The sequence below is a fragment of the Corynebacterium provencense genome, from assembly GCA_900049755.1.
In the GTDB taxonomy this organism is placed as follows: domain Bacteria; phylum Actinomycetota; class Actinomycetes; order Mycobacteriales; family Mycobacteriaceae; genus Corynebacterium; species Corynebacterium neomassiliense.
The window spans coordinates 1382679-1396643 of sequence record LT160592.1; the positions used below are offsets into that span (position 1 = coordinate 1382679).

Below are 13965 nucleotides of genomic sequence, written 5' to 3' on the forward strand. Positions count from 1 at the left end.
GGGCAGGACGCCACCTGCGGAACCGCGGCCGGGCAACGGTACAGCGGGGGCAGGACAGGCGACTGTACGGGTGGGGTACCGCGGAGGGGTGGGCCACCTGCGTCGCTTTAATGTCTGTGAGAGGACGACTAGATTTGTCACTTCAGTCACACCACTCCCTACGGAAGTCTTCGCTCGACAGATGGCCCAGAAAACACCCCTCGTGATCATCCTGCCTGTACCGGCAGGAGCACCTCCGGCGCCCCGGTGGACGCCTCCGCCGACCCCTGTCGGGGACAGTGCGGCAGATGAGGCACAGGACGCTGCAGGAGAGGACGGCTCACGGACAGACGGCGCCGGAAGCGAAGACACCGCGCCCGCCCCTGCGGTGAAGGGCACTGGTGAGGTCCTCATGCTCGCCGCGCCCACCGGGCCCCCTCCGGCACCGGGAACCGCACGCATCACGCGGGATCCTGACCGGGACGACGTCGACGGTGCCGCAGCGAAGGCACCGGGCACCCGGGAACAGCAGGACCAGCCGGCCCAGGCAGCCCAGGCGGCCCAGGCAGCCCAGGCTGTGGCGTCCCCCGGGGATCCTGCCGCAGATGCCACGCACCCGCCGTCAGACAGCTGGCCTGTCCGGACCACGGCAGCTGTCCCGGCGCCCGCCGTCACCGGCACCGGGTTCGGCGCCGACGACGAGTTCGCCTCCCAGGCGGTCCCCACCCGGGAACTCCCCACCCCGGAACCGCTGAAGCCCGGACGTATCCGCCGCGTACCCGGCCTCGACGGACTCCGCGGCATCGCGGTCGTCGCCGTCGTCGTGTACCACTTCTTCGGTGACCTCCTGCCCGGGGGATTCCTCGGCGTCGACATCTTCTTCGTCCTCTCCGGGTTCCTCATCACCGCCCTGCTGGTCCGCGAGACCGGCGCGACCGGCACCGTCAGCCTGAGAGAATTCTGGCGTCGTCGTGCCCGCAGGATCCTCCCTGCGGCCGTCACTGTTCTGGTGGCGGCCACCGCTGTCGCCGGTTTCATCGGCGGTGACGTGCAGGTCGCACTGGTTCCCCAGTTCGTGGGTTCACTGTTCTTCGCGAACAACTGGGTGCAGATCGCCCAGTCCCACAGCTACTTCGCGGACGCCACACCCCAGATCTTCATGCACTACTGGTCCCTGGCGATCGAGGAGCAGTTCTACGTCATCTGGCCGCTGGTGTTCCTCGGACTGCTGTGGACGGGACGCCGTTTCGGGCGCAACGGCCGCTCCGGCGACCGGCGGTTCCGACTCCCCGCCCTGGTCGCCACGGTGGGCGGACTGGCGTCGCTGGTGCTCATGGCGGTCCTGTACAACCCGGACGAAGACCCCAGCCGCGTCTACTTCGGCACGGACACCCACGCATTCGGCCTGCTCGCTGGCGTGGTCCTCGCGCTGCTGCTGACCACGGCGTCCCCCGGCTCCAGGGATTCATGGCCACTGCTGGATCCCGCCGGAGCCTCCGGACCCGGCACCGCCCCGGGCACCCGGACCGTGGGGGGTGTCCGGCTCAGCAGGATCACCGGGGTGTGTGCGTGGACCCTCGGTACAGCTGCATTCGTGGGCCTGCTCGCCATGCTGGTCCTGCTGCCGGACACCTCGCCGGTGACCTACCGTGGCGGGCTGTTCCTGGCGACACTCCTCACCGTCGCGGTGGTGGCGACCGTCCTGCGGGACGCCGGTCCGGTGGCCGCACTGCTGCGGCTGCGCCCGTTGCGCTACTTCGGTGAGAGGTCCTTCAGCCTCTACCTGTGGCACTGGCCGGTGGTGGTGTTCCTCAGGTACCTGCTGCAGCCGCCCGGATCGCACACCTCCGATGTACTGGTCGGTGTGGCCGCCGTGGTGGTCAGCCTGCTGCTGTCGGAGGCGTCCTACCGGTGGGTGGAGAATCCGTTGCGTCGGCGCGGCTACCGCAGGGTGGTCCAGGCAATGGGTTCGACGAAGCTGATGGTGGTACCGGTGTGCATCCTGGTCGTCACCCTGTTCGCGGGATCCGCCCTGGGAGGAAGCCCGGAGAAGTCCGAACTGGAGCGGCAGCTCGACGCGCTCGCCGAGATGCAGAACGCCACTCCTCCGCCACCTCCGCCGGGGGCCGTACCCCCGGCCGGGATCCCCGACGGTTCAGAGATCACGGGGATCGGCGATTCGGTGATGCTCGCCTCGAGCCTGGCCCTGCAGTCCCGCTTCCCGGGGATGACGATCGATGCGGCAGTGTCCCGCCACTACTCGGGCGGGGAGGGAACTATCCAGGCGATGGTCGACAACGGAACCATGGGCAAGTACGTGGTGCTCGGCTTCGGTACGAACGGACAGGCCTTCGAGGGTGAGCTGGACAGGATCCGGGAGATGCTGGGGCCGGACCGGGTCATGATCCTCGTCGTCCCCTTCGGCTACGTCGACGGTGTCCAGGAGGCCGCCGACCAGGTCGTCGCCTATGCGGCGGCAACTCCCGGGGTCTATGCGGCACCGTGGTGCCAGCTGGCTCTGGCACACCCCGAGGACCTCATCGGCGACGGCGTCCACCCTGACGAGCAGGGCCAGCAGCTCTACGCCGACGCGGTGGAGTCCGGCCTGAAGCAGGCCGTGTCCGGGCAGAAGGACAGTTCGGTCAGCTGCCCCATGTGACCGCCTGCGACCTCATGCCACTTCCTGCGACCGCAGGACGCGCCCATGATCTGCCCCTGAACTGGCCCCGACCTGGACCGGTCGGGGTCACAGGTCAGCGGGCGAGATTCTCCCGGACGACCTTGAATCCCTCCGCCCAGGCGAGCAGGTCGGTGAGCAGGGCGGGGAAAGTTCCGGTGGAGACGTCCTGGGGAGCGAACCGACCGTCGGCGAAGTCGGTGAACAGCGAGAATGACGCCGTGGACCGGACGGTGGCGGCGCGGAAGTTGGCGAACACCAGCCGCCATGCCTCGACGGCGCGCACTCCCTTGTCCCCGCCGTAGGAGGCGAAGGCGACGGGCTTGTTGGCGAACTCGGAGCCGATGAAGTCGATGGCGTTCTTCAGCGGGCCGGGCACGGAGTGGTTGTACTCCGGAGTGACGACGATGTACCCGTCGAAGGGCTCGACGGCGGCTCCCCAGGCCCTGGTGTGCTCGTTGGCGTACCGGTGTGCGCCGCCGGGGATCTCCTCGTCAAGGATGGGGAGGTTGTAGTCGTTGTAGTCGATGACGGCGTTGTCCACGCCGGCGGAGTCGAGCTGCTCCTTCACCCAGGCGACGACCTGGGGGTTGAGGGCGCCGGGTCGGTTGGATCCGGCGATGATGCCGATGCGGGTCATGTGAACTCCAATCACGGAAGACTCAAAAGTAGTTGACTGTTCAACTTGATTCCGGGCCCACTGTAATACGGTCGGGCCCGCAGTGTGACCCCGGGCCCCCGTCCGGTCAGTCGGCGACGGCCTCCAGTGGTGGTGTACGGGAGGCCTTCGCCGCAGGCCACACCGCTGCCAGGACACCGATCACCGCGGAGGCGACGATCATTCCGCCGAGCTGCCCCCACGGCACTTCGATAGTGTCGAGTCCCTCCCCTGACAGCACCCTGAGGAAGGCCCAGCCCAGTGCCAGGCCGACGACGACACCGACGACCGCTCCGTACAGGGCGATCTGCACCGCCTCCAGGGTGATCATGCGGCGCACCTGGCCCCGGGTCACCCCGACCGCCCGCATCATCCCGATCTCCCGGCGTCTCTCGATCACGTTGAGGGCCAGGGTGTTGACGATCCCCAGCACCGCGACGATCACGGCGAGTGCGAGCAGGGCGTAGAGGATGTTGAGCATCTGGTCGACGAAGACCGCCTGCTGGCCGGCGAACTCGGCAGGGGTGAGAACCTGGACCACGATGAACGGATCCACGGCGTCCTCCAGGGCCTGCCGCAGGTCCTCCCCGTTGCCGTCACCGTCGACGAATGCGGCGTAGAGCATGGGGCTGGCGAAGGTCCCGGTACCGAATGCCCCCTCGTCGACGTACGGGGACAGTGCGGACCAGGAGACGACCAGGTCTCCGAGCAGGCTGTTGGGCTGATAGGTGCCGAGCAGCTCGACCGTACCGAGCTCACGCTCCGGGGTGCCGGGGACGGTCGCACTCAACGGCACCTGCCCGCCCACGGTCCAGCCGTGGTCCGCGGCCGTGGCAGCCGAGGCGATGAAACCCGGACGGTCGAGGGTGACGTCCCCGGTGACGGGGGTGACATTCCCGGTGACGGTCGGATCGCCGTCGAAGAAGCCGGTTCCGCCGCCGTTTCCCACGGTGGCGGCGTCCCCGGTCCCGGCGACGGAGACCGGGGCGATGCCGAAGCCTGAGACCGCGGTGACGCCGCGGGTGTCTCTGGCGGCGTCCAGCGCCTGCCGGGGGATGGGGAATGACCCGTCGGACGGCCCGTAGAGCACCAGGTCGGACTTCACCGTCTCACCGACGAACCCGGTGATCGAGGCTTTCATCGACGCCCCCAGCATCCCGAATACCGCGACCAGCGCCACCCCGAGGGTCAGGGCGAATGCCGTGGTGGCCGTGCGACGTGGATTGCGGGAGGAACTGGTGGAGGCGAGTCTCCCGACCGTACCGAACGGCGCTCCGATGACCCTGCCGACCACGGGGACCACCAGCCGAGACAGTGCCGGGGAGACCAGGAAGACACCGGTGAGCACGCACAGTGCCCCGACCCCCACGAGGGAGGCCCTGATTCCGGTGCCGGCCCCGTCGGACAGGACGCCGCCGAGACAGGCGAGCACTCCGGCGGCCAGAAGCCCCACGCCGGTGACCGTCCGTCCCCGCAGGGAGGACGCCGTGGACTGGTCACCGGACCGCATGGCCTCGACCGGCCGCACCGCCCCGGCACGACGGGCGGCCGCACCGCCCCGGCACGACGGGCCGGCGCCCAGGCGGAGACCACGGTGACGAAGACGCCCAGGACCAGGGGGAGCACCACCGATCCGACGGTGACCTGCAGTCCGGTGTCCGGGAGTCCGGCGCCGGTGGAACCGATGACGGCGTAGATCGCCTTCGTCAGCCCGGCACCGGCGGCGACTCCCAGGAGGGACCCGAGGATCCCCACCACGACCGCTTCGGTGACCACGGAGCCGGTGAGCTGTCCGGAGGAGACGCCCAGGCTCCGCAGTAACGCGAACTCGCGGGTGCGCTGGGCGACAATCATGGAGAAGGTGTTGGCGATGATGAAGGTGCCGACAACCAGGGCGACGAGGCCGAAGGCCACGAGGAAGTAGTTGACGAAACTCAGGGCGTCGTTGACGGAGGCCGCCTGTTCCTCGGCGACCTGGCCTCCGGTCTTCACCTGCGCCGCGGAACCGGACCCTGCGCCTGTGTCTGCGCCTGCGCCTGTGTCAGTGCCTGTCCGCAGGGCAGCGGAGACTTCGCCGGCAAGCTGTTCCTGGCTGACACCCGGCTGCGCGGACAGGGAGAATCCGGAGGCGGTGCGCCCGTCGGTGAAGGTGGTGACGTACGCGGGTTCCTCCATCATCAGACCGAGGAATCCGCCGCCGTCGATGTCGATGTCGTAGATGCCGGAGACCGTGAGGTCGTGGACCCCGCCGACGTCGATCACGGTCAGGCGGTCACCGACAGTGATCCCGTGGTCGCGCGCGGCGCTGGAGTTGACCACCACCTCCCCGTCCCCGCGGGGTTCCGTGCCCTCCACGACGGTGGCTGAGGGGCCCACCTGCCGGTCCGGCGGGTACCAGGCCATGGCGAAGGAGGGGGCGCCACCTGTCTGCAGGGTTGAACCGTCCCGGGAGACCACCACGGTGGTTTCGGTGGAGATGTTGACCCGTGCGACCCCGTCCACACCCGCGAGGGTGTTCCCGAGGTCGAGGGGCAGACCGCCGCCGGAGTTGTCGGCGGGTGCCACGACCACGTCGATGCCCCTGGTCGTGGATTCGGTGAGGGTGCCGAAGGTTTTCTGGAGTGAGGCGGTGAACATCAGCGCCCCGGAGATGAAGGCGGTGCCGAGGACGACGGCCAGGACCGTGAGGACGAGCCGGACCTTGTGGCCGGCGAGGCTCCTCAGGGACACCCGGCGCATGGTCGATGACGCGGACACCGTCTACATCTCCTCGATGCGTGACATCACCGACAGGACCGCTTCGACGGTGGGGTCGCGCAGCTCTTCGACGATGCGGCCGTCAGCGAGGAAGAGCACACGGTCCGCGTAGGACGCTGCGCGGGCGTCATGGGTGACGATGACGACCGTCTGGCCGTCGTCGTCGACGGAGGTTCGCAGGATGTCGAGGACCTCGGCGGATGAGTTCGAGTCGAGGTTGCCCGTCGGTTCGTCGCCGACGATGATCTCCGGGCGGGAGACGAGGGCGCGTGCACAGGCGACACGCTGCTGCTGACCACCGGAGAGTTCGGAGGGTCGGTGGGTCAGCCGGTCGGTGAGCCCGAGGCGGGTCGTGATCCGGTCGAACCAGGCTCTGTCGACCTTCCTGCCCGCGATGTCGGTGGGCAGGGTGATGTTCTCTGCCGCGGTGAGCGTGGGGACGAGGTTGAAGGACTGGAAGATGAATCCCAGCCGGTCTCTGCGTACCGCGGTGAGCGCGCGGTCGTTGAGGGTCGCCAGGTCAGTTCCGCCGAGGTACGCGGACCCGGAGGTGGGGGTGTCCAGCCCCGCCATGCAGTGCATGAGCGTCGACTTCCCGGATCCGGAGGGGCCCATGATGGCGGTGAATTCTCCTCGGGTGAAGGAGACGCTCACGTGGTCGAGCGCGGTGACCTGCGTGTCGCCTGCCCCGTAGATCTTGGTCAGGGACTCGGCTCTGGCGGCGGTGTCTGCGTCGGAAATGGTCGCTGGCATGGGAGACCTTTCGGTGGATCTGGGGCGGGAGACCCGGGTGCTCCGGGTTAGTTGCCGGGTCAGTTCTCGGGTTCGTCTTCGGGCCCGACTTCGGACTCGTCTACCGAGGGTAGTGTGCCGGCAGGTGTCCCCGCCTCAGGGAAGTCCCCCATTCCCAGTCTCCCGCACCCTGGTTCTGGCTCCCGCACCGCCTCCGGTCCCGCCGTTCCCTCCCCTGGGGTGGCGCCGCTGACCTAGAATGTGCGGGACGGATACATGTAACGATCACTACATTTCACGATCTGACCCACTGGAGGTCCCCATGACCAGTCCGTTCACGGGCGATGACAGTGCCGGGGTACCGGACGGGTCCCGCCCCGGCGACGCAACGTCCCGCACCGGGGTGACCGAGTGTGACGCCGAGGTCGCCGGCACCGTCCCCGCCGTGGTGGCCCGGGCACGCGCCGCCTTCCGCGCCGGGGTAAACACCGGGCCCGGCCCGGGCACGCGCCGCCTTCCGCGCCGGGGTAAACACCGGGCCCGACGCCCGGCGACGTAACCTGCAGGCCCTGCGCCGCATGCTCCGGGAGAACCGGAGCAGTTTCGAGGCCGCACTGCACAATGACCTGCACAAAGGCAGGCTCGAAGCGGGACTGACCGAGATCGACGCCGTCCTCGGGGAAATCACCCACGCCCTGCGGCATCTGTCGTCCTGGCTACGCCCCCGCCGTGCCAGAACTCCGCTGCTGCTCGCCCCGGGCTCCGCGAAGCTCGTACCGGAGCCGCTGGGTGTCGTCCTGGTGATGTCGCCCTGGAACTACCCGGTGAACCTCACCCTGTCGCCCCTGGTGGGAATCCTGGCGGCCGGAAACACGGCGGTGATCAAGCCGAGCCCCGATTCGCCGGACACCTCCGACCTCATCGCTTCTCTGGTGCCCACCTACTTCCCCGACCACTGTGTCCAGGTCGTCCGCGGGGAGCTCGAGACCTCCCGCGCGGTACTGCGGGAAAGGTTCGACCACATCATGTTCACCGGGTCGGGACAGGTCGGCAGGATCGTGATGGAAGCTGCGGCGCAGCACCTCACGCCCGTGACTCTCGAGCTCGGGGGGAAGTCCCCCGCCTGGTTCGACGAGGACGCCCACCTCGACACCGCAGCGAGGCGTCTCGCCTGGGCGAAGTTCGTCAACGCCGGCCAGACGTGTGTCGCCCCGGACTATGTCATGACCACCCCGGACCGGGTCCCCGCCCTCGTCGCCGCACTGGAGAGGGCGGTGGAGGAACTGTGGGGAACCGACCCCTCGCACAGCGGCGATTACGGCCGGATCATCAACACCCGGCACTTCGACCGGTTGTCCGGCTGCCTGGACGAGATCGACGGGGAGGGGGCCGGGGAGGGTGCCGGGGCGTCCGGCACCGGACCGGAGGTGGCGTTCGGCGGGGTGCGTGACCGCGACAGTCTCTACATGTCGCCGACGGTGGTGACCTTCCCCACCGCCCGGTTTTCCGACGGGGACGCCGGGAGCACCCCCGCAGTCGGCACAGGTGCAGGGTGGGCCCTGTTGCGGGAGGAGATCTTCGGCCCGGTGCTTCCGGTCGTCCCGGTGGAGTCACGGGAACAGGCCGTGCAGCTGGTCAACAGCTGGGACAAGCCGTTGGCGCTCTACGTGTTCAGTGACGACCCCGACACCCACCGTTACTTCGACGAGGAGACCTCCTCCGGCGCGGTCGTGCACAATGCCGGCCTGATCCAGGTCGGCATCTGTTCGCTGCCGTTCGGTGGCGTCGGCGCCAGCGGAACCGGGGCGTACCACGGCGAGGATTCCTTCCGGACCTTCTCGCACATGAAGCCGGTGCTCACCAAGCCCCTTGTGCCCGACACATTTCCCCTGCTCTACCCGGGGACCCGTGAGCCTGTGCGGCGTCTCCTGGGGCTGATGCAGCGCAGGGGCTAGATCAGGGTTCGGGACAGGGTTAGGGGCAGGGCTCGGGACCGACGCCGGGATCCCTTTCGTCTGCAGTGTTGACGTGGAGGCCACTGACCTGTAGATTTGAACCCGGTTACAGTTTCTGAGTTGTTTTTCCCTTCCGGTGTCCGATCCGGTTTCGGAAGGAATCAAGTTCGCGGGAGTTGTCTACAGACACGAACTGATTCCCTACGGAACATTCGGTCAACCCGGTGAGCGGCAGTCGCCGCCCACTGACTTCAAAGAAGGAAAACGCATGATCAGCGGTACTGTCAAGTGGTTCAACGCCGAAAAGGGCTTCGGCTTCATCTCCCCGGACGACGGCTCGAGCGACGTCTTCGTCCACTACTCGGAGATCCAGGGCAACGGCTTCCGTAGCCTGGAAGAGAACCAGAAGGTCTCCTTCGAGACCGAAGCAGGGAACAAGGGACCGGCCGCCGTGTCCGTCACCGTCCTCTAAGAGGCTCCCTGACTGAGTGGAAACCCCGCCCCCGGAGAACATCCGGCGGCGGGGTTTCCCATGTCTCAGGTCAGGCCGGTACCGGCCCGTATCCGTGACCCGGTGCCGGCGGTCCGGTCAACCGCTCTCACTGCAGGTCAACGGAACCCGTTCTCGTCGCGCAACCTGGGCTCCACCCTCGCCTCCGGGGTGAAACCCGACTTGTCCCGGTAGAACTCCCGGATCCGGTCCATGTCCGACCCGACATCACCGGTGAGCGGGATCGTCGGCCCCAGACCTGTGGTCATCGTGTCGCGGTCGACGTAGCCGAGGGTGAGCGGCAGTCCCGTCTCGCGTGCGATCCGGTAGAACCCGGACTTCCAGTACTCGTGCGGTCCCCGGGTCCCGTCCGGCGTGATCACCAGACCGAACACCTCCCCCGAGCGCACCCTGGAAACCAGGTTGTCCACCAGACCGCCGGGGGATTCACGGTCCACCGGTATGCCTCCCAGCGCCCGCATGACCGGTCCCCGCCAGCCGCGGAAGAGACTGTCCTTGCCCAGCCAGAGGATCCGGAGACCCAGCTTCCACGCGATGCCGAGCATCAGGATGAAGTCCCAGTTGGAGGTGTGCGGGGCACCTATGAAGACGGAGGGACGCCCCGGCGCCGGTTCCGTGTCAAGTTTCCACCTGCTGAGCGTCCAGAATGCGGTGGCAATGCGGCGTCGTAGCATTCTTCGATGCTACATGCGTCCCTGTGCCCGGCATCCCCGTGCCCGGCGTCCCTGTGCCCGGCGTCCTGTCTCCGTATCCGGCGCCGGTCACCTGCCGCCCGCAGTCCGTTGGCGATCACCACCACTTCCGCGATCTCGTGGACCAGAACGACCGCGGCGAGTCCCAGCACCCCGGCCAGGGCGAGCGGGAACAGGATCACGATGATCGCCAGCGCCAGCACGATATTCCCGGTCATGATCCGCCGTCCCCGGCGGGCGTGCTCCAGTGCCTGCGGGAGCAGCCGGAGGTCACTGCCGGTGAAGGCGATGTCGGCAGATTCGATCGCGGCCGCGGAGCCGCCCGCTCCCATGGCGATGCCGACTGTGGCTCCGGCCAGAGCCGGCGCGTCGTTGATTCCGTCACCGACCATGGCGGTCGGCGCCTCTGCGGACAGTTCGGCCACGGCGTCCGCCTTGTCCTGCGGCAGCTGTCCGGCGTGCACCTCGGTGATCCCCGCTTCGTCTGCCAGGGCCCTGGCTGTCTGTTCGTTGTCTCCGGTGAGCATCACAGTGCGTACTCCGCGGGCGTGCAGCAGTCGGACAGTTTCGGCCGCCTCCGGCCGAAGCTCGTCGCGGACCCCGACAAGTCCCGTGACCCGCCCGTCGAGCTCGACCACGACCACGGTCATGCCGGCCCCTGCCATCGCCTCGGCGTCCCCGGCCATCTCACCCGAACCGAGCCAGCGCCCGTTTCCGACCCTCACCCGGGAGCCCCCGACCCTGCCCGTCAGGCCGAGCCCGGCGTTCTCGACGATGTCACCGGCGACCGGGATGTCCGGCCCTGCCGCGGCGGTGACCGCCGGGGCGAGCGGGTGGGTACTGTCGGCTTCCACCGCGGCGGCGAGACTGAGGACCTCCGCCGGGGAGAATCCTTCGACCGTACGGACATCGACGACCACGGGCCTGTTCCGCGTGAGGGTTCCGGTCTTGTCCAGCGCCACGGTCCGGACGGTACCGAACCTCTCGAAAGCCTCCCCGGAGGTGATGACCACCCCGAAGGTGGACGCCGCACCGACGGCACTGATCACCGTCACCGGCACGGCGATGGCCAGTGCACAGGGGGACGCCGCGACCAGGACCACCAGTGCTCTCTCGATCCAGATTCCGGGATCTCCGACCAGGGACCCCACCACCGCGACCAGAGCGGCGACGACCAGGACGAGCGGGACCAGAGGACGGGCGACGGTGTCCGCCAGGCGTGCCCTGCGACCTTTCCTGGCGTGGGCCTGCTGCACGAGATCCACGATCCTGGTCAGTGAATTGTCCCGGCCGTCCGCCGTCGCGCGGATCCGCAGGGTCGCCGGCCCGTTGACCACGCCGGCGGTGACCTCGTCACCGGGTCCGACACCCACCGGGACGGACTCCCCCGTCACCGCGGAGGTGTCGACGGCGGACCTTCCCGCGACCACGACACCGTCGGTGGCCACGCGGTCGCCCGCCGCGACGACGAGCACATCGTCGACGCGGACGTCCGCGGCCGGTACGGTCACCACGGTCCGCCCTCTGACGACACGGACCGTGTCCGGGACCAGTGCGAGCAGGGCCCGCAGTTTCTCCTTCGCACCACCCATCGCCCGGTCCTCGAGCGCCTCTGACAGGGAGAACAGGAAGGCCAGTGCTGCTGCTTCACCGACGTGCCCGAGGGCCACGGCACCTGCCGCGGCAATTGTCATCAGCAGTCCCACACCCAGGTGACCGTGCACCAGTCGGCGCAGTGCCCCGGGAACGAAGGTGGACGCCCCCGCCAGCAGGGCGATCCACTGCAGTACCTGGGACGCCACGGTGAGGTCCGTGTGGCCGAGAAGGTACCCGCAGACCAGCGCAACGGCACTGACCGCGGACGGCGCCAGGTCGGGGTCCCTCCACCACGCGGGCCGGTTGCCGTCAGGGGCAGGCGCCCCGGCGGTACCGGTGACGCCGGCAGTACCGGCACTACCGGCAGGGCCTCCGGTGTCCTTCTCTCCACCGCAGTCGTCTGCCCCGCAGCATTCCGCGCTCATGCCGGGGCCCCGTCCGAGGGGGTGCAGTCGGCGCAGCAGCCGGGCACGTCACACTCGTCGCTGAGGCATGCGGGCTCACCGTCGTCGACGGCGAGGACGACGTCGACGAGTGCGTTGAGGGCGGAGCTCAGGTGGGGATCAGCGATCTCGTACCGGGTCCGCCGTCCTTCCGGGACGGCGACGATGATCCCGCAACCGCGCAGGCAGGCGAGGTGGTTCGAGACATTGGTCCGCGTCAGGTCGAGGTCCCGTGAGAGCTGGGCCGGGTATCCGGGCTGTTCCAGCAGGCTCAGCAGGATCCGTGACCGCGTGGGGTCAGCCATGGCCCGTCCCAGACGGTTCATCACGTCCAGACGGGAAGAAATAGTCAGCATGCGCTGACTATACAGCGCATGCTGACCAATTGGCAACGGTCACTCCGGGCCCGGAGACGTGGGGTCCGGAAGACGGACCGGGACGGCGGCCCCGCGGCGTCCTCCCCCGGTCTGCTGCCCGCACACGGCAGCGGCCTCTTCCTCCCCCGCCCCGTAGGTGTCACGGATATCCTGCGAGATCCGCATGGAGCAGAATTTCGGCCCGCACATCGAGCAGAAGCGGGCGTTCTTCGCAGGCTCCGCCGGAAGGGTCTCGTCATGGAACTCCCTGGCCGTGACCGGGTCCAGACCCAGCGCAAACTGGTCGTTCCAACGGAACTCGAACCGCGCCTTCGACAGGGCGTCATCGCGCACCCGCGCACCGGGGTGACCTTTGGCGATGTCCGCCGCGTGGGCGGCGATACGGTAGGTGATCACCCCGGTCTTCACGTCATCCCTGTCCGGCAGTCCCAGATGCTCCTTCGGGGTGACGTAGCAGAGCATGGCGGTGCCGTACCTGGCGATCTCCGTCGCACCGATCGCCGAGGTGATGTGGTCGTAGCCCGGCGCGATGTCGGTGACCAGCGGCCCGAGAGTGTAGAACGGGGCGCCCTGGCACAGTCGCTGCTGCCGTTCGACATTCTCACGGACCATGTGGAGCGGGACATGACCGGGACCCTCCACCATCACCTGGACATCGTGGTCCCGGGCGCGCCCGGTGAGCTCGGCGAGAGTGTCAAGTTCGGCGAACTGGGCGGCGTCGTTGGCGTCCGCGGTAGACCCCGGGCGCAGCCCGTCGCCGAGGGAGAAGGTGACGTCGTAGGCGGCGAAGATCTCGCACAGTTCGTCGAAGTGCGTGTACAGGAAGTTCTCCCGTCGGTGGGCCAGACACCACCCCGCCATCACGGAACCTCCCCGGGAGACGATCCCGGTGACCCTGCCCGCGGTCAACGGCACGTACCGCGCCAGCACCCCGGCGTGGACGGTCATGTAGTCCACCCCCTGCTCGCACTGCTCGATGACCGTGTCCCGGTAGATTTCCCAGCTCAGTGCGGTGGCGTCCCCGCCGACCTTCTCCAACGCCTGGTACACCGGCACTGTACCCACCGGGATCGGGGAATTGCGCAGGATCCACTCCCTGGTGGTGTGGATGTCGTCACCGGTGGACAGGTCCATGAGCGTGTCCGCACCCCACCGGGCGGCCCACTCCAGCTTGGCGACCTCGTCACGGATCGAACTGGTCACCGCCGAGTTTCCGATGTTCGCGTTGACCTTCACCAGGAACGCGCGGCCGATGATCATCGGCTCCGACTCCGGATGGTTGACGTTGGCGGGGAGAACGGCCCGGCCGGCCGCCAGTTCGGAGCGGACCAGTTCGACGTCGCAGTTCTCGCGCAGCGCGACGAACCGCATCTCCGGGGTGATGATCCCCTGCCTGGCGTAGTGCATCTGCGTGACGGTGCGGCCCGGCCGCGCCCGGCGCGGCTCCGGGACCCGCCCCTTCCACTCTCTCTCTTATTCACACCCTGATGCGGATAAAGGACAGGGGGTGACCGTGTGTGACGGCGAGGCCAGATCGGGAGGGCTGCGGGGTGGGAAAGGTGGTGGGTGACCCCCCCCGCCTCCAGTG

Annotated in this window: 9 protein-coding genes and 2 pseudogenes; 4 read left to right on the forward strand and 7 right to left on the reverse strand. The window is 68.5% G+C overall.

All coding sequences use genetic code 11. The annotated features are described in order from the left end of the window. The first annotated feature begins 181 nt into the window (after nt 1-181). Nucleotides 182-2638, forward strand: coding sequence for an acyltransferase family protein (locus tag BN3906_RS06310; RefSeq protein ID WP_066585511.1), 2457 nt, complete (start codon nt 182-184; stop codon nt 2636-2638). A gap of 94 nt (nt 2639-2732) precedes the next feature. Here BN3906_RS06310 and BN3906_RS06315 read toward each other — a convergent pair whose 3' ends face one another. The 3 genes and pseudogenes from BN3906_RS06315 to BN3906_RS06325 all read right to left on the reverse strand — a co-directional run bounded on the left by BN3906_RS06315 (nt 2733) and on the right by BN3906_RS06325 (nt 6824). After that, nucleotides 2733-3296, reverse strand: coding sequence for an NADPH-dependent FMN reductase (locus tag BN3906_RS06315; RefSeq protein ID WP_066585518.1), 564 nt, complete (start codon nt 3294-3296; stop codon nt 2733-2735). A gap of 106 nt (nt 3297-3402) precedes the next feature. Then, a pseudogene (locus tag BN3906_RS15430) lies at nt 3403-6053 on the reverse strand (ABC transporter permease). 21 nt (nt 6054-6074) lie between these two features. Further along, a complete protein-coding gene (locus tag BN3906_RS06325; protein WP_066585521.1) occupies nt 6075-6824 on the reverse strand; it encodes an ABC transporter ATP-binding protein in 750 nt (249 codons plus the stop codon). 301 nt (nt 6825-7125) lie between these two features. On the opposite strand from BN3906_RS06325, the gene BN3906_RS06330 reads away from it, so the two are divergent. From BN3906_RS06330 to BN3906_RS06340, 3 genes are all read left to right on the forward strand, one after another. After that, nucleotides 7126-7362 (forward strand): hypothetical protein, encoded by a 237-nt coding sequence (locus tag BN3906_RS06330; RefSeq protein ID WP_066585526.1) that lies wholly within the window; start codon nt 7126-7128, stop codon nt 7360-7362. A gap of 1 nt (nt 7363) precedes the next feature. Continuing rightward, entirely contained in the window at nt 7364-8758 is a 1395-nt protein-coding gene (locus tag BN3906_RS06335; RefSeq protein WP_261796881.1) for an aldehyde dehydrogenase family protein, read from the forward strand. A gap of 268 nt (nt 8759-9026) precedes the next feature. After that, nucleotides 9027-9230 carry a cold-shock protein gene (locus tag BN3906_RS06340; RefSeq protein ID WP_066586256.1) on the forward strand — a complete coding sequence of 68 codons (204 nt, stop codon included), beginning with the start codon at nt 9027-9029 and terminating at the stop codon, nt 9228-9230. 137 nt (nt 9231-9367) lie between these two features. Here the strand turns inward: BN3906_RS06340 and BN3906_RS06345 are convergent, their stop codons facing one another. The 4 genes and pseudogenes from BN3906_RS06345 to thiC form a co-directional block, all read right to left on the reverse strand. Next, nucleotides 9368-9943, reverse strand: a complete 576-nt coding sequence (locus BN3906_RS06345) for a 1-acyl-sn-glycerol-3-phosphate acyltransferase (protein WP_066585529.1) — start codon at nt 9941-9943, stop codon at nt 9368-9370. Further along, complete coding sequence (locus BN3906_RS06350; protein WP_078057175.1) at nt 9850-11982, reverse strand: heavy metal translocating P-type ATPase; 2133 nt, start codon at nt 11980-11982, stop codon at nt 9850-9852. Before BN3906_RS06350 ends, BN3906_RS06345 begins: the two co-directional genes overlap by 94 nt. After that, a complete protein-coding gene (gene cmtR, locus BN3906_RS06355; protein WP_066585531.1) occupies nt 11979-12356 on the reverse strand; it encodes a Cd(II)/Pb(II)-sensing metalloregulatory transcriptional regulator CmtR in 378 nt (125 codons plus the stop codon). Before cmtR ends, BN3906_RS06350 begins: the two co-directional genes overlap by 4 nt. A gap of 39 nt (nt 12357-12395) precedes the next feature. Continuing rightward, a pseudogene (gene thiC, locus BN3906_RS06360) lies at nt 12396-13844 on the reverse strand (phosphomethylpyrimidine synthase ThiC); the annotation flags it as partial. Nucleotides 13845-13965 lie beyond the last annotated feature (121 nt).

Excerpts from the sequence above, each read along its gene's own strand:
- cmtR (WP_066585531.1), bottom strand. The coding sequence starts at position 12,356 with ATGCTGACTATTTCTTCCCGTCTGGACGTGATGAACCGTCTGGGACGG.
- BN3906_RS06340 (WP_066586256.1), top strand. The coding sequence starts at position 9,027 with ATGATCAGCGGTACTGTCAAGTGGTTCAACGCCGAAAAGGGCTTCGGC.
- BN3906_RS06350 (WP_078057175.1), bottom strand. The coding sequence starts at position 11,982 with ATGAGCGCGGAATGCTGCGGGGCAGACGACTGCGGTGGAGAGAAGGAC.
- BN3906_RS06345 (WP_066585529.1), bottom strand. The coding sequence starts at position 9,943 with ATGCTACGACGCCGCATTGCCACCGCATTCTGGACGCTCAGCAGGTGG.
- BN3906_RS06330 (WP_066585526.1), top strand. The coding sequence starts at position 7,126 with ATGACCAGTCCGTTCACGGGCGATGACAGTGCCGGGGTACCGGACGGG.
- BN3906_RS06315 (WP_066585518.1), bottom strand. The coding sequence starts at position 3,296 with ATGACCCGCATCGGCATCATCGCCGGATCCAACCGACCCGGCGCCCTC.
- BN3906_RS06325 (WP_066585521.1), bottom strand. The coding sequence starts at position 6,824 with ATGCCAGCGACCATTTCCGACGCAGACACCGCCGCCAGAGCCGAGTCC.
- BN3906_RS06310 (WP_066585511.1), top strand. The coding sequence starts at position 182 with ATGGCCCAGAAAACACCCCTCGTGATCATCCTGCCTGTACCGGCAGGA.